The following is a 19,876-nucleotide window of genomic DNA, read 5'->3' as shown; positions in this document are numbered from 1 at the left end:
CCCGCGGCCCGAGCAGCAGATCCACCAGCAGACCCAGCAGTAGACCCGGCACGCACGAACGCAGTCAAGGAGACCCCATGTCACACGAACCCACCGGCGCGAAGCAGCCCTCCCACGCCGGCGAAGGCCACCTCGTCGAGAACGTCGTGGTGTTCGTGGTCATCTTCGGCGCCTTCCTGCTGGGCATCTACCTGCTCAACTGGCTGACCCTCGACACCGTCTGGCCGATGGCGGCCATCGTGGTCATCTCGTTCCTCGCATTCTTCATCCCGCAGGGCATCCTGGGCCGCTCCGACACCGGTTACAACCTCGCCGAGGGCAACCGGACGGACGAGAAGGAAACCTCGGCGAGCGTCAGCTCGTAACGACCGCGCAGATCCGCGCCGTCGACGAGAAAGGCCGCCCCGATGGGGCGGCCTCTCTCGTTTCCGCCCCCCTTGATCCCGCCCCGCGATCGGTCCACAGTGGAGGGCATGGATCGGCGTGGGAACGCCGACTGGACGGTCCCGATGCCTGCTCCACGCTCCGGAACACCTCCGGGGCGCTCGAGAAGGGAACGGACGCATGACCGGAACAACAGATACCGCCGATCCTGCGGTCGTCAGGGTCATCGCCCTGGCCGTCGCTGCGGCCGTCGTCGTGAACCTGGTCATCTTCTTCATCGGGGCACTCGCAGGGGGGACCTACGCGTTCACGTCACCGGCGGGGCCCGCGACCGTCAACGCCGCCGTCGTGGCCGCCTTCACGATCATCCCGCTGACGCTCGGCCTCACCGTCGTCGCCGTGACGCGCCGCTGGTGGCCGGGGGTGGTGACGGTCGCGCTGATCGTCGCCCCGATCGTCGAGCTCGGCACGATCGTCGCCCTGACGATCCCCGCCGACTTCGACGGGCCGAGCACAGTCGCGCTGGCGCTGTGCCATGTGACCCTCGTGCCGGTGACCGTGCTGGCCCTCCGCGCGCTGCGCCTCCCACAGCACAACGCGCCGACGGCAGCGGCCAGGACGGACCACCGGAAGAGCGGTCCGCGCCGCTGACTCCTGGCGGGACCCGGGCCCGTCGCCTACGGGGTGAACACGGAGTCGAGCACGTTCCTCGCCCAGTCCAGGATCTCGGCGTCCACGAGGTCCCGGCCGCCGATCCTCGCGGTCTTCGGCTTCGGGACCAGCACCGCGTTGAGCGCGGGCTTCACGGCGGCGCCCGGGTACATCCGCAGCAGGCGCATCTGCTTGGACTCCGGCAGCTCGGCCGGGGCGAACTTGATGAAGTTGCCCTGCAGCGCCACGTCCGTGAGCCCGAGGGCCCGGGCGGACACCCGGAAGCGTGCCACGGAGATGAGGTTCTCCACGGCCGCGGGCGGCTCCCCGTAGCGGTCCTTGAGTTCGGCGACGACGGCGTCGATCGCCTCGTCCGTGATGGCGGAGGCCAGCTTGCGGTAGGCCTCGAGGCGCAGCCGCTCCCCCGGCACGTAGTCGTGCGGCAGGTGCGCGTTGATCGGCAGCTCGATCTTCATCTCCGCCGCCTTCTCCTCGGCCTCGCCGCGGAAGTTCGCGACGGCCTCGCCGACCAGCCGGATGTAGAGGTCGAACCCCACGCCCTGGATGTGCCCGGACTGCTCGCCGCCCAGCATGTTGCCGGCGCCGCGGATCTCGAGGTCCTTCATGGCCAGCTGCATGCCGGCGCCCAGTTCGTTGTGGGACGCCACGGCCTTGAGGCGCTCGAGGGCCACCTCGCCGAGCGGCTTCTCCGACGGGTACAGGAAGTACGCGTAGGCCCGCTCCCGCCCACGGCCCACGCGTCCGCGGAGCTGGTGCAGCTGGGACAGCCCGTAGGAGTCGGCGCGGTCCACGATCAGCGTGTTGGCGTTGGAGATGTCCAGGCCCGTCTCGATGATCGTGGTGCAGACGAGGACGTCGAACCGCTTCTCCCAGAAGTCCACGATGATCTGCTCGAGGCGGGACTCCGTCATCTGGCCGTGCGCGACGGCGATGCGCGCCTCGGGCACGAGCTCCCTGAGCTGCGCGGCCGTGCGGTCGATCGAGGACACACGGTTGTGCACGAAGAACACCTGGCCCTCGCGCATCAGTTCGCGCCGGATCGCGGCGGAGGCCTGCTTGTGGGTGTAGGGGCCCACGTAGGTGAGGACCGGGTGGCGTTCCTCCGGGGGCGTGGCGAGCGTGGAGGTCTCGCGGATGCCGGTCAGGGACATCTCGAGCGTCCGCGGGATGGGGGTGGCGCTCATCGCCAAGACGTCCACGTTGGTGCGCATCTTCTTCAGCGCCTCCTTGTGTTCCACGCCGAAGCGCTGCTCCTCGTCCACGATCACGAGCCCGAGGTCCTTGAACGCGATCTCCTTCGACAGCAGGCGGTGCGTGCCGATGACGACGTCGACCGCGCCCGAGGTGAGGCCCGCCGCGGTCTCGCGCGACTCCTTGGCCGTCTGGAACCGGGACAGCGCGCGGACACGGACGGGGAAGCCGGAGAAACGCTCCGAGAACGTCTCGAAGTGCTGCTGGACCAGGAGCGTGGTGGGCACGAGCACGGCCACCTGCTTGCCGTCCTGCACGGCCTTGAACGCTGCGCGGACGGCGATCTCCGTCTTGCCGTAGCCCACGTCGCCGGAGACCAGCCGGTCCATGGGGACCTCGCGCTCCATGTCCGCCTTGACCTCGTTGATGGTGGTCAGCTGGTCGGGCGTCTCGACGTAGGGGAACGCCTCCTCGAGTTCGCGCTGCCACGGCGTGTCCGGTCCGAAGGCGTAGCCCTTGGACGCCATGCGGGCGGAGTAGAGGCGGATGAGCTCGCCGGCGATCTCCTTGACGGCCTTGCGGGCCTGGTTCTTGGTCTTGCTCCAGTCGGAGCCGCCCATCTTGCTCAGCGCCGGGGCGTCCCCGCCCACGTAGCGCGTCACCTGGTCCAGCTGGTCCGTGGGCACGAACAGGCGGTCCCCGGGGGCACCGCGCTTGGACGGCGCGTACTCGAGCACGAGGTACTCGCGCGTGGTCCGGGTGGGCCCGGCCCCGGTGGAGCGCTGCAGCAGTTCGACGAACTTCGCGACGCCGTGCTGCTCGTGCACCACGAAGTCGCCTTCCTTGAGCTGCAGGGGGTCGACGGCGTTGCGGCGCCGCGAGGGCATCTTCCGCATGTCGCGCGTCCCCGAGGCGCTCGTACGGCCGAGGAGATCGGCCTCGGTGAGCAGTCCCAGCTTGAGCCCGTCCACCACGAAGCCGCGGCCGGCGCATGCCGTGGTGATCCCGATGATGCCCGGCTGCGGTGCGGCGTCGAGGGAGTCGACGCGGCTCGTCGGGATGTCGTTGTCGTGGAAGAGCTCCGCGAGGCGCTCCGCCGGGCCGGGGCCCTCCGTGGCGACGACGACGCGCCACTGGTCGCGGACCCGCCCGCCGATGAAGTCCATCATCTCGGCGACATCGCCCTGGTAGCCACGCGGCTCGCGGGCGTGCAGGGTGAAGCTGTCGACGTCGGTCAGCTCCTCGTCCGCCCCGAAGGACGTGATGCCCCACCAGGCGACCGCGTGGGCGAGCGCCGTGGCCCGCGTGTCGGCGAGGGACCGGAAGCTCGCCTCCTGCAGGTCGGTGCCCAGGGCGCCGCCGAGGTCCAGCGGTGCGGCGCCGCCGTCGGACGCCGTGGACCAGGCGGCCGCGAGGAACTCCTCGTTCGTGGCCGCGAGATCGTGCGCGCGGGTGCGGACCTTCTCCGGTTCGAGGACGACGGCGATCGAGCCGGCCGGCAGCTCGCCCATGAACGGCACCATCGCGTCCACGAGCACGGGGGCGAGCGATTCCATGCCCTCGACGGCGATCCCGCCGGCGATCTTCTCCAGCATGGACGCGGCGGCCGGCAGCTCGGACTGCAGCTTCGCGGCCCGGGACATCACGGACGGGGTGATGAGGATCTCCCGGCACGGCGGCGCGTACAGGGCGGTCGGCGGCTCACCCGTGGTGAGGGAGCGCTGGTCGGCGACGGCGAACCAGCGCATCTGGTCCACCTCGTCGCCGAAGAAGTCCACGCGGACCGGGTGGTCCTCGGTGGGCGGGAAGACGTCGATGATGCCGCCGCGGACGGCGAACTCCCCGCGGTGCGTGACCATGTCCACGCGCGCGTACGCGGCGTCGGAGAGGGCACGGACGACGTCGGAGAAGGCGACCTCGTCGCCGACCTTCAGGGACACCGGTTCGAGGTCGCCGAGACCCGCGACGAGCGGCTGCACGACGGCGCGGATGGGCACCGTGATGACCCGGACGGGGCTCCCCTCCGGGTGGGCCAGCCGGCGCAGCACGGACAGGCGCCGGCCCACGGTGTCGGAGCGCGGGGACAGCCGCTCGTGGGGCAGGGTCTCCCAGCTGGGGAACTCCTCGATGGCGCTCTCCGGCAGGTAGCTGCGCAGCGCGGCCGCCAGATCCTCCGCCTCGCGCCCCGTCGCGGTGATCGCCAGGACCACCGGTACGGCGCTGCCCGCGTCGTCCGAGGCCGGGACGGCGTCGAGGCCGTCGACCATCTCGGCGATCAGGGGCGCGCGCATCCCGGCGGGTGCGCCGATCTGCAGGTCGGCGCTGCGCTCCTCGACCGGGCGTGATGCGTTGGTCCGCACGCGCACGTAGGACGCATCCTCGGCAAGAGCTGCGCGCAATCCGTTCAGGCTCATCTGGTGGGACTCCTCGGGCAACGGGGTGAAGAACAACGGGTGGAGAACGGGGTGACGACAGCACGAAAGCCCGAAAACATGACGCGTTCCCGGGGACGATTCCACACTACCAAGCCGCACCGACGCTCCCCGTGGCGTGTCATCGGCAGCACACCGGGGAAGGCCAGGCCGTAGGATTGCGGGAGACCCCTGACCCCGCCGCCACGCGGCACCCACCTGTGCATCCTTCGGAGGAACCATGGCATTGAACGCGTCCACCACGCTCCCCTACGACACCCGGACGGTGCTCGGCGTCTTCACGGACGAGGGCTTCGTCCGCCACATGAGCGAGTACGTGGGCGGCACCCTCGAGTCCCTCACGGTCGACGGCGACACCTCCGGTCCCTTCACCCTGACGGCCGTCCGCACCATGCCCACCGACCGGCTGCCCGACATGGCGCGGAAGTTCGTCGGGGAGACCCTCTCCGTCACGCAGACGGAGCAGTGGGGCGCGCCGTCCGCGGACGGCTCCCGCGAGGCGAAGCTCGAGATGACGGTCGCGGGCGTCCCGCTGAACGTCGCCGCCGTCCAGCGCCTGATCACCCAGGGCACCGACACCGTCGTCGACCTGCAGGGCAACGTCACCTCGTCCATCCCGTTCCTCGGGGGCAAGATCGCCGGCGCCGCCGAGCCGATGATCGGCAAGGCGCTGAACGTCCAGGCCGTCGAGGCCCGGAAGTGGCTCGAGAGCCGCTGACCGGGGCCACGCCACCCCGCCACCTCTCCGTCGACCCGAAGGATCCGCGCACGCCATGGAACTCCCCACGCCCCTCTCCCTCATCCTGATCCTCGCCGGCGTCTGGACGCTCGTCGTCTGGCCGCCGTTCCTGCGCAGGGTCCTCAAGGACCCGCGCGCCCGTGACGAGAAGGGTGCCGCCACCCGGTTCCTCACCGTGCACCTGATGCTCATCTCCACGTCGATGATCCTCGGCGCCGCGACCGCCGTCATCGGCGTCCGCGCCCTCGTCGCCTAGCGATCCCCCGCCGTCACCCGCCCCACCCAGGAGACCTCATGGCCCACGACGAGTCCCGGAAGCCGGCCGGCTCCCACCCGGTGATCCTGCAGCGCTCCAGCTACCCCGAGTACCTGCGCATCTCGGAGATCCTCCGCAAGGAGACCGTGGGCGGCATCCTGCTGCTGATCGCCGCGACCCTGGCGATCATCTGGGCCAACTCCCCGTTCTCCGACTCCTACTTCGCCATCCGCGACTTCGAGTTCGGCTACGAGCCGTGGCACCTGAAGCTCTCCGTCGGCCAGTGGGCGTCGGACGGCCTCCTGGCGGTGTTCTTCTTCCTCACGGGACTCGAGCTCAAGCGCGAGTTCGTGGCCGGCGACCTCCGGCGGATCAGCCGGGCGATCGTCCCCGTGGCCGCGGCCTTCGGCGGCGTCGTCGTGCCCGCGCTCATCTACGCGGCCGTCAACCTGTCCTCCCCGGACACCCTGCGCGGCTGGGCCATCCCCACCGCGACGGACATCGCCTTCGCTCTGGCCGTCCTCGCGGTGATCAGCTCACACCTGCCCGGGGCCCTGCGCATCTTCCTGCTGACCCTCGCGGTGGTCGACGACCTCATCGCGATCGCGATCATCGCGTTCTTCTACTCGGAGGACGTCAGCTTCGTCTACCTGCTGTGGATGCTCCTGCCGCTCGGGCTGTTCGCGCTGCTCGCCCAGCGCCTGCCCAAGTTCTTCGGCACCACCACGCGCGGCCCGTGGCTGATCCTCCTGCCCCTCGGCATCGCCACCTGGGCCCTCATGCATGCCTCCGGCGTCCATGCGACGGTCGCGGGCGTGCTGCTCGGCTTCTGCGTCCCCGTGCTGCACAAGACCGACGGGAAGGCCACGCTGCCGACCTCGGACAGGCCCGGCCTGGCCGAGGTCCTGGAACACCGCTTCCGTCCGCTCTCCACCGGTTTCGCCGTCCCGGTCTTCGCCTTCTTCTCGGCGGGCGTGGCGATCGGCGGCGTCGCCGGGTTCGCGTCGGCGGTCACCGATCCGGTGTTCATCGGGATCGTGCTCGGCCTCGTCCTCGGCAAGCCCATCGGCGTCCTGCTGACCACGTTCGTCGTCACGAAGATGACGCGCGCCAACCTCGATCCCGGGCTGAGCTGGTGGGACCTGCTGGGCGTCGGCATCCTCGCCGGCGTGGGCTTCACCGTCTCGCTGCTGGTGAACGATCTCAGCTTCGGCGCGGGCAGCGAACACGACGACCACGCGAAGGTGGCCATCCTCGCCGCCTCCGTGCTGGCGGCGCTCCTCGCGAGCGTGGTGCTGCGCGCCCGCAACAAGCACTACCGGCGGATCGACGCGGAGGAGAAGGTGGACTCCGACGCCGACGGCATCCCGGACGTGTTCGAGGACCGCGGCAACTAGGATCGGTCCATGACGGACACCGGCCGGCCGCGGGAACGGGAGGACCACCGCGGGGCACGACGGTCCCGGCATCGGCGCCGCCGCATCGTCCTCAGCGAACTCGCCCTGACCATCACCTTCACCCTCGCGGTGGGACTGGGCCTCGCCCAGCGCGGGGCCCTCGACTCGACGGCGGTCTTCCTCGCCGGGTGGGCCCTGAACCTCGTGGTCCTGGCGCTGTGCTGCACCCTGCCGTGGTCCAGGATCTCCAGCCGCTGGGTCATCCTGGTGCCGCTCGCGGACTTCGTGGCCATCGGCCTTGCCCGGGCGGCCGCGGGCGACGCCCTCTCCGGCGTCGGCCTGCTGGCGGCGTTCCCCGTGGTCTGGATCGCCGCGTCCCGTGTGCGGACGGCCGCGACCGTCGCCATCACCGTCGTCGCCGCCCTGGCGATCATCTGGTTCCCGCTCGTCGCCCAGCCCGGGCCCGTGACCGTCGACACCCTGATCGACCCGATCCTGCTCCCGATCATGCTCACCGGCCTGGCCTGGTTCGTCAGCGAACTGACGAAGGCCGACCGGCGGAGGCAGGAAGCCCTCAGCGCGTCACAGGCAGCCCTGCGGGAGAGCGTGGAGGCCGGCCGGGCGCGCGAGCGGCTGCTCGGGACCGTCCTGGACACCGTGAGCGTGGGGGTGCTCGCGGTCGACGCCCACGGCGACGACATCCTCATGAACGCCCGGCAGCGCGAGGGCCACGCCGCCGCGGCGCCACCGGGCAACGACGATCCCAACGAGGCCGAGCTGCTGATCTTCGGCGAGGACAGGGTCACGCCCATCCCGCCGGAGCGGCGCCCCGTGCTCCGCGCGATCGGCGGCGAGGACCTCGACGGCGAACAGGTGTGGGTGGGGACCGGACGGTCCCAGCGTGCCCTCAGCATCTCCTCGCGGTCCATGCACGACGACGACGGCGGGTTCGCCGGGACCGTCGTGTCCTTCAACGACGTCACCGCACTGCTGCAGGCCCTGCACGCCAAGGACGATTTCCTCTCCAACGTCTCCCACGAGTTCCGGACCCCCCTGACGTCGATCCTGGGCTACCTCGAGCTCAGCCTCGAGCGGGGCGAGAGCCTGCCGGACGGCGTGGCCGGCTTCCTCCAGGTGGCGCGGCGCAACGCCCTGCGCCTGGAACGGCTGGTCGAGGACCTGCTGGCGATCAACGCGGGCACGTTCGAGGTGCATCCCGTGCCCACCGACGTGGGCCGGATCCTGACGGAGGCGGCGTCCTCGAGCCTGCTCCGGGCCACGCGCGCGGGGATCCGCCTCGAGAACCGCGCACCGGCGGGCCTGCCTGCCGTGGCCGACCCGCTGCGGCTCGCGCAGGCCGTGGACAACCTGCTCAGCAATGCGGTCAAGTACAACCGGCGCGGCGGCAGCATCACGCTCGACGCCGCCCTCGGCGGGGACGGCCTGACCGTCCGGGTGGAGGACACCGGGATCGGCATCGAGGCCGAGGAACTGCACCAGGTCTTCGACCGGTTCTTCAGGTCCTCGTCGGTCCGCTCCTCGACCGTGCAGGGGGTGGGGCTGGGCCTGCTGATCACCAAGAGCATCGTCAGCGAGCACGGCGGGTCCATCACCGTGACGAGCGAGCCGGGCGTGGGGACCTGCTTCAGCATGCTCCTCCCCCAGCCGACGCGCTGACGGGACCCCTGGACGGGGTCCCCCGTCAGGCGTTGGCCGCGAGCAGGGACTCCTCGAGGGCCACCCACGCGAGCATGGCGCACTTCACCCGGGCCGGGAAGCGCGAGACGCCGGAGAACGCGGCGGCGTCACCGAGCACCTCCTCGTCCGCCTCGATCCTGCCGCGCGAGCGCATGACCTCGCGGAAGCTGTCCACCAGGCCTATCGCCTCGTCCCGCGGCAGTCCCTGCACCAGGTCGGTGAGCACGGAGGCCGAGGCCATGGAGATGGCGCACCCTGCGCCGTCCCAGCTCACGGAGGCCACGGCGCCGTCGGCCACGCCCGCGCGCAGGGTGATCTCGTCTCCGCACACCGGGTTGAGCTGGTGGGACTCGCCCACGCGGCCCGCGCCGTCGTACTCCCGCAGCGGCGAGCCGTGCCGCGCCTTGGCATGGTCGAGGATGATCTGCTGGTACAGCTGTTCGAGGCCCGTGCTCATCGGTGTGCTCCAAAGAAGGGACGGACCAGCGCGACGGCGTCCAGGAAGGCGTCCACCTCGTCCGTCGTCGTGTACAGGTAGGTGCTCGCGCGGGTGGTCGCTGTGAGGCCGAGGCGGCGGTGCAGCGGCTGCGCGCAGTGGTGGCCCACGCGCACCGCGATGCCCTTGTCGTCGAGGAACTGCCCCACGTCGTGGGCGTGCACCCCGTCGACGTCGAAGGAGGCCAGCCCGATGCGGGGGCGGCCCGCGTCCGGGCCGAGGACGCGGATGCCCTCGATGGCGCCGAGTCCCCGCACGAGGCGCGCGCCGAGTGTCTCCTCCCAGGCCTCGATGCGCTGCATGCCGGTCTCGGCGAGGTAGTTCGCGGCGGCGCCGAGGGCGATCGCCTGCGAGATGCGCTGGGTGCCGGCCTCGAAGCGGTTCGGGGAGGGCAGGTACTCGGCCCGCTCCATCGTGACGGTGGTGATCATCGAGCCGCCCGTCAGGAAGGGCGGCAGGGCGTCGAGCAGCTCCTTGCGCCCGTACAGCGCGCCGATGCCGGTGGGCCCGAGCATCTTGTGGCCGGAGAACACCAGGAAGTCGACGTCCAGGGCCTTCACGTCCACGGGCAGGTGCGGCACGGACTGGCAGGCGTCCAGCAGCGTGAGCGCACCGACGCCCTGCGCGAGCCGCACGAGGTCGGCCACCGGGTTGATGGTCCCGAGGACGTTCGAGGCGTGGGAGAAGGCCACGAGCTTCGTGGCCGGCGTGATGACGCGGGCCGCCTCCTCGAGGCGCAGCGTGCCGTCGTCGGCGATCGGGACGAAGCGGAGCTCGGCCCCCGTGCGGGCCGCGAGTTCCTGCCAGGGGATCAGGTTGGCGTGGTGCTCCATCTCCGTGACGACGATCCGGTCCCCGGGGCCGAGGGCGAAGCGGCGTGACGCCTCTCCCCCGCGTCCGAGGCCCGCGTTGGACATCGCGTAGGCCACGAGGTTGATGCCCTCGGTGGCGTTGGAGGTCCAGACCAGTTCGTCGGCGCGTGCGCCGATGAACCGGGCGACGGCGGCGCGGGCGTCCTCGTAGGCGTCGGTGGCGTCGACGGCCAGCGAGTGGGACCCGCGGTGCACGGCGGCATTGCGCTGCTCGTAGAATTCCTGCTCCGCCTCCATGACGCTCACCGGGTTCTGGGAGGTGGCGCCGGAGTCGAGGTAGATGAGCGGCTTGCCGCCGACCTCGGTGCCGAGGATCGGGAAGTCGTTGCGGATGCGGAGCACCTCGGCGTCGGTCAGCCCGGCGTCGGACGGGGTGAGCGTGACGGGTGTGTCGACCACGGGCACTTCGGACTCCTCGGATCAGGCAGCGGGCCCCGCGTCAATTACGCAAGGCTTCTCTGCTGTAATCCTGCCACTCCGGGCGGCCCGGGGCACCCCAGTGGGACCTAAGTTCCCGGCGCAGGGGCCCGAGAGGTGTGGCCGTCAGTTGAAGCGACAAGTAGTCGAACACCCTGGGTTCAAGTGCCTTCGGCGTTCGTCCCGACCCGGGACGCGCGCCCATGCGTGCCGGCTACTCGTGCCCGGTCCGGCGGCTTCCGTTCTACTGGAATCGTTGTCGTCGATCGGTGAAAGGGCCACGCAATGGTGTCTTCACACCCTGTCCGGAATCAGTACCCCGAAGCGGCCGCCACCATTCCAGCAGACGGGACAGGCGCATGAAGATCGCACTCATCACTGAGGGAACCTATCCGATCGTCACCGGAGGAGTCAGCACCTGGTGCAACCAGCTCATCGAGGGCATGCCCGAACACAGCTTCGACGTCGTGGCGCTGACCGGCAGCGGAACCGAGAGGACCGTGTGGAAGGCGCCCACCAATGTACGGGCCGTCCACCTCGTACCGGTGTGGGGACCGCCGGAGTCCCCGCTCCGCCCCGGCCCCCGACGGCGCGGCTGGGTGGACTCCACCCAGTACGCCCTCACCGAGCTGTGGGACGCCGCGCTCGGCCCCGACGGTGAGGACGCCGTCCGGCGGACCTCGGCCGCACTGCAGCACCTCGTGGGCATCAGCGACGGCGTCGGGCTGGCATCCTCGCTCGCGACCCGCGGATCGGTCGCACCCATTCTCACCGCCTGGGCCGCGCATGCCCCCGCCGAGGGCGAGCCGCCGATGTCCGTCGCGGATGCCGTCCTCGCCGCCGCGATCGTGGACCGCGCCCTCGCCGTCGTCGACCACCGCCTGGCACCGGTGGATGTCCTTCACGCTTCCAGCAACGGCCCCTCGTCCCTGCTGGCGCTGGCCCAGTCCTGGCGTGACGGCACCCCGATCCTCCTGACCGAACACGGGGTCTACCTGCGCGAGCGGTACCTGGCACTCCACGATGCGAAGGCCTCCAAACCCGTGCGCCGCGCCGTGACGGCGTTCCTGCGGCGGCTCTGCGAGGTGGTCCACGTCCATGCGCACATGGTCCTCCCGGTCAACCAGTTCAACGCCCGATGGGAACGACAGCTCGGCGCAGACCCGGCACGCATCCACACCATCCCCAATGGCGTGGACCCGGCCGTGTTCCAGCCGGTCGGGACCGAGCCGGATGTGCCGACGATCAGCTTCGTGGGGCGGATCGACCCGCTGAAGGACCTGGGGACCCTCATCGCCGCCTTCGCGGTCGTGCGCGAGAGCGTACCGAACGCTCAGCTCCGCCTCTTCGGCCCGACCCCGGCCGCGAACGCCGCCTACAAGGCGCGCCTCGTGGAGCAGGCCGCGGCCCTCGGCATCGCGGACGCGGTGCACTGGGAGGGGCCGAGCAAGGGCAGCCGACCCGCCATCGCCGCGGGGCACGTGGTGGCCCTGTCCAGCGTGTCGGAAGGGCTGCCGTTCACCCTCATCGAGTCGATGATGTGCGGGCGCCCCACCGTCAATACCGATGTGGGCGGTGTCGCGGAATGCCTCGACGAGGAGGGCACCACGGGCATGCTGGTGCCGGCCCGCGACCATCTCGCCTTCGCCGAGGCCTGCATCATGCTGCTGACCGACGCCTCGCTGAGGGCGTCCATCGGCGCCGCGGCACGACGGCGGGCGCTCGCCGAGTTCACCCTGGAACGGTGCCTCACCCGCTACCGGGAGGCCTATTCCGCAGCCGTGGACGGGCTGCAGCTCGGGAGTCGGGCCCTCACGGCCGACGGCACCGGGCGTCCGTCCTGGACGATCGATGACGCCAGGACCGGGGTCGCAGCATGAGCGCCGACAGCGTGGTGATGCCCGGCACGGGCGACGCACTGACCACCCACGGGACCGGCACCCTCACCCATGATGCCGTGGACGCGTTCGAGGTCACCGCCCGCCTCGAAGCCTCCGGGATGAGCGACCGCACCGTCCGCCGGACCCACGGCGCCCACGACGTCTTCACCTACGCCCGATCCCTCGCGCGTCCGGCGTCCGCGTCCGGAGCACCCGGCGCACCCGGCAGCTGGCCGGCCCGGGTCCTGCTGCTCGCCGCCGTCCGCCGCGCCGTCGTCCTGGTCCTCGGAGCCGTTCTCGGGGGCCTCACGGCGACGATCCTCGCCGTGGACGGCCGGCAGATCCTGATCGCCGGCATCGGTGCCTGGGTCGTCGGGCAGGGTGTCTCCGGTATCGTCTGGGCCCACGCGGGGGCCGGGCACGGTCCCCGGGGTGTCGCCCGGGGTACCGGCGTCGCCCTGCTCGTGGCGATGGCCCTCGCCGCCTGCCTGGTGATCACCCTGGTGATCCCCGGCCTGGACCCCACCCTCGCCGTCCTCACCATGGCCTGGTGCTGGTACTCGTGCGTCGTGTCGATGCTCGTCATCCTCGAACGCTCCTGGTTCCTGCTCGCCGTCCTCGCCGCCGCGGTCCCGATCCTGACCGTGACGCTGGTGCTGCGCCACGACGCCTCCGCCGTCATCGGGGCAGCCGTGGCGCTCCTGGTGCTCCTCGCGGTGACCGTCGCGCTGATCGGCGTCCTGCGCACCGCCGCCGAACGGTGCGTTCCCTCCCGCCACGACTGGAAGGCCGCCCCCGCGCCCGCGGCGCAGGCCGGCTTCCTGGCCGCCGCGCTGTCCGTGGCGCTGGCCCGGCTGCCCGAGTGGGAGGGGACCGCCCTCATCGTGGCCTCCGTCGTCGCCGCCGCGGCCACCGATCCTGCCCTGGTCCTCATGCGCCAGCGCCTCGTGTGGTCCTCCAACCGCACCTCCCACCTGCGGCATGCGGCGCGGCACGCCCGGCTCGTCGCGCTCGCGATGTCCGCAGCGATCGTCCTCGTCTCCGCCGTCGCCTCGACCCTGGTGATCCTGTTCCTCGTCGAGGACCCGGCAGCCACCACCGTGCTGGTCGCAGCGGCCTTCAGTTCGCTGGCGGCGACGTCCACGGCCCTGAACGCGTTCGGGCTGGCACGCGGCGGGGTGGTGTTCGCCGGAGCGGCCTGCCTTGCCTCCGTCGCGTGGCTCGCCCTCGGCGATGTGCCCGGCATGCTCTGCGCGGTCGTGTTCCTGGCCGCGGGCATCGCGGCCCTGTTGGCGCGGGTGTCCGACCCCCGGGCCTACGCATGAGAACGGCCCGCATCGCACCCCCGTGGTACGTGCACCCCGCGGCAGCTCCCCGCGACTGGGCGTGGCTGGCGACCCAACGGCGGACCCTCTCCTTCGCCGTCGTCAATGTCCACAACGGGCCCGGCGGGGACGACGACGCCTACTATCCGACGGCGCTGGCAGGGCTGCCGGGGATCCGACTGGTCGGGTACGTCCCCGTCGATTACGGCAGGCGTCCGCCGGCGGACGTCGTGCGGGACATCGACGCGTGGCAGCGCCTGTACGGGATCGACGCGATCATGCTCGACGAGGTCCCCTCGGCCCCGGAGAGCCTCGCCCGCTGCGCCCGGTACGCGGCCGCAGCGCGGGCCGCAGGCGTGACCTTCCTGGTGGCCAACCCGGGCGTCTTCCCGTCGCCCGCGCACCTGGATCTCTTCGACGTCACGGCCGTCTTCGAAGGCACGGCCGCGACGTATGCGGAGTTCGAGCATCCCGCGTGGGCGCGCCACGTAGCGCCGTCCCGGCTGTGGCACCTGGTGTACGGGTGCAGCCCGGCGCAGATCCCGGCGCTGCGGCGCGACGCCCTCGGGCGCGGAGCGGGACACGTCTTCACCACCGACCGGTCGCTGCCGAACCCGTGGCTGGGACCGCCGTCGGCCGTCTCGGCACGGGCGCACCCGGGCGGGGCCTAGGTCTCCCGCGCGAACAGGTGCAGGTCCTCGCGCCGGTTGACGCCGAACTTCATGAAGATGCGGTACAGGTGCCCTTCCACCGTGCGGACCGAGGTCCCGTGGCGGTCCGCGATCTCCCGGTTGCTCAGCCCCTGCAGCACGAGGCTCACGACGGCGATCTCCCGGGGGGTCAGCCGCACGGCCCCGGGAAGGCGGACGGTCTCCGTGGTGGTCGGCCCCTGGAACTCGGCGCTCACGGAGGTGAGCTTCTTCTGGGCACGACGTGCGGCGGCGGGCTCGCGGCGCTTCTCGTACACCTCGCGTGCACGCTCGAAGCACCCGGCGGCCAGCGGCCGATAGCCTGCGGCGAGCGCGGACTCGCCGGCCGCGAGCAGCCGCTCGGCGTCGCCGTCCGCGCCCGCTGCGGCGAACGCGTGCAGCAGCGCCTGCTCCCTGCCGTCGCAGGACGCCGTGAGCGCGGCGATGCGGGCGAAGACCGTGCGGTCGCCCAGGACGAGCGCCTGGTCCAGCGCGGTCACGGCGACGAGCGGCAGCCCGGCGGCTTCGGCGTCGTCCGCGAGCCGCACGAGCTGGGGGATGCCCTCGACGTCCGCCTCGAGGGCCGCCGTCACGGCCACCGTGTAGACCCGCCCCAGCATGCGCGTCAGGAGGGTGCCGCCGGAGGCCTCCGCGGCGCCCTCCTCCACCAGGAGTGCCGCTTTCCGCTGGTCTCCGGCGAGGAGTGCGGCGTAGGCCGCCAGCCCGGACACCCACGGAAGGAGGTGGAGGTGGTCCGTGGTGTGCAGGGCCTGCACCGCCAGGCGGAGGCGGGCCTGCGCGACCGGGAAGCGGCCCTCCCGGAGGGCGCGTACGCCGTCGAGGAGGTCGAGCCATCCGGCGACGAAGTGCGTGCGCCGTGCGCCCCGCCGGAGCCGGGCCTCGGCGGTGGCGCGCGCCGTGTCCCATTCCCCCGCGACGGCGAGGGCGAAGAGCTCGAGGCTCAGGGCATGGCTGTGGTAGGCCACCGTGTCCGCGTCCGTGCCGACGGACCCGAGCGCCCTCCGCGCGAGCCGGGCGGCGTCGCACGGCCTGCCGGCCCCCACGGAGAAGACCGCGAGCGCCAGCAGTGCCGCCAGCCGGGCTGGCTGCGGGGCGGCGTCGTCGTCGGCCACGGTGCGGAGTGCCACCGCGTCGACGGGTGCACCCTCGAGCGCGAGCGCCGTGATGCTGCGCCCCACCGCCACCGCCCGGGCGTCGGGGGTCCCGGGCGCTGCCCGGTGCAGGGACTGCTCCCAGCGGTCGATGTCGCCGCGCATGGCGTCGGCGGGCTCGAGCCCGCGCATCCTCACCTCGAGCGCGAGCATCGTGCCTGCGCGGAGGACGTCGGGCGGGGCGGGGGCCTCGAGGGCGTCCGCGATGAGGTCGAGGGCCTCGTCGAGCAGGCCGCCGTTGACCCGGGCCCACGCCAGTTCCACGAGGCAGCGACGCTGGAGTCCCGGCGACCGGATGGCCTGGATCGCCTGGACGGCGAAGCCGCTGTCCGCGGACCGGTTGGCGCTCGTCGCGGCCGCCAGAAGGATTCCGTCGTCGAGCACGACCCCGGCCTCCAGGGCCAGCGCCGCCCGCCGGTGGATCTCCTCGATATCGCGAGGTGGGGCGGTGGCGCCCGCCAGGACACGGCGCTGCAGCATCACCCGGCGCGCCGTCGGGATGGACACGCGCAGCGCCTCCGCGTGCAGCGGGTGCTCCACCTCGAACGCGCCGTCGTCCCCCATGCGGATCCACCCGTCGCCGAGCAGCCGCTGCAGCACCCCCTGGCCGATGTGCTGCAGCGCCTGGTCGCCCGGCAGCGGGCCGCCCACGGCGAGCAGCTCCATCGCTTCCCGCTGCGCAGGGTCGAGCGGGCCGAGCGCTGCGCTCACGATGTCCGTGAGGTGCGCTCCGAGGGGTGGCAGCTCACGGTCCGCCTGCCAGACGCCGGCGGTCTCGGTGACGAACCGGCGCGTGACGGCGTCGCGCACGAACAGGCGGACGAACAGGGGGTTGCCGCGCGTCACGTGGTCCACGGCGTGGACGAACCCGGCACTCACGGGCCCGCCGAGGAGCGCGGCGCAGAGGGCCTCGACCTGGTCGAGCATGAGCGGCTCCACCGGGACGCTCGCCACGAGGCCGTCGGCCACCAGCTCGGCGAGGCCCTGCGGCAGGGCGGGCGCGGGGCGGGCGAGGAACAGCGCCCGCGCCCTGCGCATGCCGAGCAGCTGTGCGATCAGCGTCACGGAACTCGCGTCGAGGTCGTGGGCGTCGTCGACGACGAGGAGCGGCAGGTCGTTGCCGGTCTGCGGGATCCCGCCGAGGGCCTGCACCACGCGCCGCAGGACGGCGACGAACTGCACGGTGTCCTCGGGCGGAAGGCCATTGAGCAGACCCGACAACGCACCGAACGGCACCTCGCGGAGCACGGCGCTGCCGCGGATCCGCAGCACGCGGAGCCCTGGAGCCAGGCCGTCGGTGACGGCGGCGGCGAGGGCCGTCTTACCGATCCCGGCCTCTCCCAGCAGGAGGATACCGGAGGTCGAGGGGTCGCGGAGCTCCTCGACGAGCCACGCGTGCTGCTCCTCGCGCCCGATGAGCGGGTGGGGGCTGTCCCGGGTGTCGCTCATTGCGTGAACACCGTCGCGAGCTGCTTGCGGCTGGAGACGCCGAGCTTGCCCATCGCCTTCAGGATGTGTCCTTCCACGGTGCGGACGGAGAGGTGGTGGGTGGCGGCGACCTCCCTGTTCGTCGCCCCCTGCGCGGCCATCCGGGCGAAGGCCCGCTCCCGCTCGGTGAGGATGCGGCGCGCGCTGGCATTCCGCCGGGGCACGTGGGTGCGCCGGAAGATCTGCTCGGCCCGGATGAAGTCCAGCGGCTCGTCCTCGGTGTCGTGGAGGCGCATGGAGATCAGAGCGGCGGACCCGGCGAGGTCGCGGTGCCCGAAACCGAACGCCGCCTCCGCGGACTGCAGCAGGATGAAGGGGTCGCGCGCCGCGACGCCGCGTGCCAGGAGTTCGCCGGCACGGGCCAGGGGTGTGTCGATGCCCTGCGCGAGCTCCAGCAGCATCGGGGCCTGGGACTGTCGGCCGAGCCGGACGGCATGCATCCGGAGCATCAGCTCTGCCCCGGTGTTGCCGGACATCCGCTGCTCGGCGGCAAGGATGGCGAAGCGGCGGGCGGCCACGTCGCTGTCCGAGACGAGGGCGCTGGCGAGGGTCCGGAGGAGACCGATCGTGGAGCGGTGCGCCCAGGGGAGCTGCTCCGCAGCCGCACCGTCCCGGGCCTCCGCGCGGTCTCCGTACTCGAGACCCAGCAGGGCGGAGGCGTATGCCGCGGCCGCGTCCGCGAGCGGCAGCAGGCGGCTCCGGTTGTCCACGCGCAACTGCTCGATCACGGGCAGGAGCAGCGCGAGCGCGGCCTCTCCGTGGCCCAGCGCCGCGAGCGCCGTGCCGGCGAGGGTGTCCGCGACCGAGGCGTCCTGCCACTCCCCCGCAGCAAGGGCGGCACTGCCCGTCAGGAGCAGGCCGTCCTCGAGGTATCCCTCCTGGACCAGCGCCGCGAATCCGTTCTCCTGCAGCAGCCGCGCCTCCGCACCGGTGGGCGTCGGCAGGCCGGGCCCGCGGAGGCGGGCCAGGGACCTCCTCGCCCCCGGGCCGGTACCCGTGAGGCTGCGGGCGAGAACGAGCCGTGCGGCGGGTTCGAGTGCCGGGGTATCGGGGTACTGCCCGCACTCCTGCCCCGAGGTGAGGGCCAGGACATCCCGGAAGCGCCCCTCGTAGGCGGCCCTCTCGACGGCCACCGCGAGGGACCCGTCGACCGCCCGGTCCCGGTCCTGCGGCCCCGTATCGGACACGATCCGTCCGAGGACGGCGCCGGCCTCGCTCGACCGTCGGGCATCGACGCACGCCCGCGCCCGCTCGACGGCGTCGGTGTCGACCTCCCCGAGCTGCGCGACGGCGAGCAGCGCGACGCGTAACTCCCCGGCGTCGACGGCGGCCCGCGTCACGCTTCGGAGATAGCCGTCCGGCAGGAGGATGCCCGCAGCGAGGAACCACCGCAGGAGGTTCACCCGGGCGCGGACCGGCAAGGCACCGCCGGCGTCGAGCCTGGTCACCCGTTCGACGAATGCAGGTGGAGGGCTGGTGGCGAGTGCACGGCGCACGCGGTCGCCGATGATCCCGTCGGCCACGGCGACGGCATGCGGCGGCCGGGGGTCGACGGTGCACACCCCCGCCTCCTCGAGCTCGTCGACCACCTCGGCACCGCAGAAGGGCAGGAGTGCGTCGAGCGGGACGGGACCGGCGACGGCGACGACGTCCAGCGCCGCCGCGGCGTCGACGGACAGGGCGGCGGCGTCGGGGGCGCCGTCGTTGCCCTGCAGCGCGAGGCCGTGCCCGGCATCGTGCCAGACCCACGCCTCGTCCGTCCGGGCGAGCACCTCGGCGGCGATACCGCCGCGCACGGCGGCCTGGAGGGACCGGAGATTGCCGCGGGACGCCCTCCACAGCTCGACGGCGGCCGTGCCGGAGAGGGGCGCCCCCAGCAGGTGCCCGAGGAGGCTGCGCTGCCTCTCGAACGTCAGCGGTCCGATATCCACGCGGACGAGGCGCCCGGTACGCCACAGGTCGAAGAAGCGCGCAGCGGCCGCGTGCGGGCCGTCGCAGGCCACGAGCAGGCGCACCGCCCCGACTTCCGCCAGGTAGGACAGCACGCGGGTGGAGGGATCGTCGAAGTGGTGCACCTTGTCCACGACGAGGACCACGGGGCGGTTGCGCGCGCGGCTCCGCAGGGCCGACTGGAGGGACTGCAGCATGGGGAGGGATTCGACGCTCCCGGCCGGGTCCACGTCCATCAGCAGCACGCTGAGTGCACCATAGGGGGTGGAGGCCATGGCAGCCGATCCGCGGATGAGGATCACGTGCGAGGTGCTGTCCAACTGCGCCGCGACGACACGGGCGATCGCCGTCTTCCCCACGCCCGAGGGGCCCACGATCAGCACACCGGCCGAGCCGGGCGCCGCCAGGCCGGCCAGCACCTCCGCGGCCTCCTCGGATCGTTCCAGCAAGGGCCAGGTGCCGGCGTAGTCGTCCGTCACGGTGGGTCCCCCTTCTCCATCTCGCGAGCCACCACCCGGCCCCCTGGCCCTGGCCGGCCGGGACACGCGACCCGGTCCTCTCGACGGGCGTCGGTCAGCACTGTGGTTTCGCCGAATACTACTCGATCCGTCCCCGAAATCACCTCTTTTCTACTCCCCGGTTCTTCAGCGGATACGTACTCCCCGCGCCGCACATACGCATCGGCGCCCTCATCATGCGTAGTTTTGCCCGTCGGAGCCCAGTACTACTCGCATCAATCCCACGTAGGGTGCCGCCCCATTCGGGCGGTGGGCACGGTGTCCCGTCCCGAGCACCGCCCATAGCCTCGGTATATGCCG

General features: G+C 72.2%; 14 protein-coding genes. 9 read left to right on the top strand and 5 right to left on the bottom strand.

Translation table 11 applies throughout. The annotated features are described in order from the left end of the window. Positions 1-77 precede the first annotated feature (77 nt). Positions 78-365 (top strand): hypothetical protein, encoded by a 288-nt coding sequence (locus MWM45_RS05120; protein WP_247828519.1) that lies wholly within the window; start codon positions 78-80, stop codon positions 363-365. A 199-nt stretch (positions 366-564) separates the two neighbouring features. Beyond that, positions 565-1,035 carry a DUF6069 family protein gene (locus MWM45_RS05115; protein WP_247828518.1) on the top strand — a complete coding sequence of 157 codons (471 nt, stop codon included), beginning with the start codon at positions 565-567 and terminating at the stop codon, positions 1,033-1,035. A gap of 26 nt (positions 1,036-1,061) precedes the next feature. Here the strand turns inward: MWM45_RS05115 and mfd are convergent, their stop codons facing one another. Beyond that, on the bottom strand, positions 1,062-4,661 hold the full coding sequence (gene mfd, locus MWM45_RS05110; RefSeq protein WP_247828517.1) for a transcription-repair coupling factor: 3,600 nt from the start codon (positions 4,659-4,661) through the stop codon (positions 1,062-1,064). Positions 4,662-4,899: 238 nt separating this feature from the next. Here mfd and MWM45_RS05105 point away from each other — a divergent pair, with 238 nt between their 5' ends. Genes MWM45_RS05105 through MWM45_RS05090 form a run of 4 tightly spaced genes read left to right on the top strand, consistent with a single transcriptional unit; the run spans position 4,900 to position 8,748 of the window. After that, entirely contained in the window at positions 4,900-5,397 is a 498-nt protein-coding gene (locus MWM45_RS05105; RefSeq protein ID WP_043447221.1) for a DUF2505 domain-containing protein, read from the top strand. A gap of 55 nt (positions 5,398-5,452) precedes the next feature. Next, complete coding sequence (locus MWM45_RS05100) at positions 5,453-5,674, top strand: SCO4848 family membrane protein (protein ID WP_043447218.1); 222 nt, start codon at positions 5,453-5,455, stop codon at positions 5,672-5,674. A 38-nt stretch (positions 5,675-5,712) separates the two neighbouring features. After that, positions 5,713-7,071 (top strand): Na+/H+ antiporter NhaA, encoded by a 1,359-nt coding sequence (gene nhaA / locus MWM45_RS05095; RefSeq protein ID WP_247828516.1) that lies wholly within the window; start codon positions 5,713-5,715, stop codon positions 7,069-7,071. 9 nt (positions 7,072-7,080) lie between these two features. Continuing rightward, positions 7,081-8,748: a sensor histidine kinase gene (locus MWM45_RS05090; protein WP_247828515.1), complete on the top strand. Its 1,668-nt coding sequence runs from the start codon at positions 7,081-7,083 to the stop codon at positions 8,746-8,748. Between the two features lie 25 nt (positions 8,749-8,773). Here the strand turns inward: MWM45_RS05090 and sufU are convergent, their stop codons facing one another. Both sufU and MWM45_RS05080 read right to left on the bottom strand, forming a co-directional pair. Then, a complete protein-coding gene (gene sufU, locus MWM45_RS05085; RefSeq protein WP_043447210.1) occupies positions 8,774-9,226 on the bottom strand; it encodes a Fe-S cluster assembly sulfur transfer protein SufU in 453 nt (150 codons plus the stop codon). After that, entirely contained in the window at positions 9,223-10,542 is a 1,320-nt protein-coding gene (locus MWM45_RS05080; protein WP_418909734.1) for an aminotransferase class V-fold PLP-dependent enzyme, read from the bottom strand. The genes sufU and MWM45_RS05080 overlap by 4 nt, the downstream gene beginning before the upstream one ends. 371 nt (positions 10,543-10,913) lie before the next feature. Here MWM45_RS05080 and pelF point away from each other — a divergent pair, with 371 nt between their 5' ends. From pelF to MWM45_RS05065, 3 genes are read left to right on the top strand one after another with little or no spacing between them, the layout of a single operon-like run. After that, positions 10,914-12,434, top strand: a complete 1,521-nt coding sequence (gene pelF / locus MWM45_RS05075) for a GT4 family glycosyltransferase PelF (protein ID WP_247828513.1) — start codon at positions 10,914-10,916, stop codon at positions 12,432-12,434. Continuing rightward, a complete protein-coding gene (locus MWM45_RS05070) occupies positions 12,431-13,759 on the top strand; it encodes a hypothetical protein (RefSeq protein ID WP_247828512.1) in 1,329 nt (442 codons plus the stop codon). The genes pelF and MWM45_RS05070 overlap by 4 nt, the downstream gene beginning before the upstream one ends. Next, positions 13,756-14,430: a spherulation-specific family 4 protein gene (locus tag MWM45_RS05065; protein WP_247828511.1), complete on the top strand. Its 675-nt coding sequence runs from the start codon at positions 13,756-13,758 to the stop codon at positions 14,428-14,430. The genes MWM45_RS05070 and MWM45_RS05065 overlap by 4 nt, the downstream gene beginning before the upstream one ends. Here MWM45_RS05065 and MWM45_RS05060 read toward each other — a convergent pair. After that, complete coding sequence (locus tag MWM45_RS05060) at positions 14,427-17,069, bottom strand: helix-turn-helix transcriptional regulator (protein ID WP_247828510.1); 2,643 nt, start codon at positions 17,067-17,069, stop codon at positions 14,427-14,429. The genes MWM45_RS05065 and MWM45_RS05060 overlap by 4 nt on opposite strands. Then, positions 17,066-19,537, bottom strand: coding sequence for a LuxR C-terminal-related transcriptional regulator (locus tag MWM45_RS05055; protein ID WP_247828509.1), 2,472 nt, complete (start codon positions 19,535-19,537; stop codon positions 17,066-17,068). The genes MWM45_RS05060 and MWM45_RS05055 overlap by 4 nt, the downstream gene beginning before the upstream one ends. Between the last annotated feature and the right edge of the window lie 339 nt (positions 19,538-19,876).

It is taken from the genome of Arthrobacter antioxidans, assembly GCF_023100725.1.
In the GTDB taxonomy this organism is placed as follows: Bacteria; Actinomycetota; Actinomycetes; order Actinomycetales; family Micrococcaceae; genus Arthrobacter_D; species Arthrobacter_D antioxidans.
Note: the sequence above shows the minus strand (reverse complement) of the source record. Positions and strands in the feature narration are given on the sequence as shown.

Bases quoted from the DNA above. Each gene is read 5' to 3' on its own strand.
- MWM45_RS05120 (WP_247828519.1), top strand. From the start codon at position 78: ATGTCACACGAACCCACCGGCGCGAAGCAGCCCTCCCACGCCGGCGAA.
- MWM45_RS05115 (WP_247828518.1), top strand. From the start codon at position 565: ATGACCGGAACAACAGATACCGCCGATCCTGCGGTCGTCAGGGTCATC.
- mfd (WP_247828517.1), bottom strand. From the start codon at position 4,661: ATGAGCCTGAACGGATTGCGCGCAGCTCTTGCCGAGGATGCGTCCTAC.
- MWM45_RS05105 (WP_043447221.1), top strand. From the start codon at position 4,900: ATGGCATTGAACGCGTCCACCACGCTCCCCTACGACACCCGGACGGTG.
- MWM45_RS05100 (WP_043447218.1), top strand. From the start codon at position 5,453: ATGGAACTCCCCACGCCCCTCTCCCTCATCCTGATCCTCGCCGGCGTC.
- nhaA (WP_247828516.1), top strand. From the start codon at position 5,713: ATGGCCCACGACGAGTCCCGGAAGCCGGCCGGCTCCCACCCGGTGATC.
- MWM45_RS05090 (WP_247828515.1), top strand. From the start codon at position 7,081: ATGACGGACACCGGCCGGCCGCGGGAACGGGAGGACCACCGCGGGGCA.
- sufU (WP_043447210.1), bottom strand. From the start codon at position 9,226: ATGAGCACGGGCCTCGAACAGCTGTACCAGCAGATCATCCTCGACCAT.
- pelF (WP_247828513.1), top strand. From the start codon at position 10,914: ATGAAGATCGCACTCATCACTGAGGGAACCTATCCGATCGTCACCGGA.
- MWM45_RS05070 (WP_247828512.1), top strand. From the start codon at position 12,431: ATGAGCGCCGACAGCGTGGTGATGCCCGGCACGGGCGACGCACTGACC.
- MWM45_RS05065 (WP_247828511.1), top strand. From the start codon at position 13,756: ATGAGAACGGCCCGCATCGCACCCCCGTGGTACGTGCACCCCGCGGCA.
- MWM45_RS05060 (WP_247828510.1), bottom strand. From the start codon at position 17,069: ATGAGCGACACCCGGGACAGCCCCCACCCGCTCATCGGGCGCGAGGAG.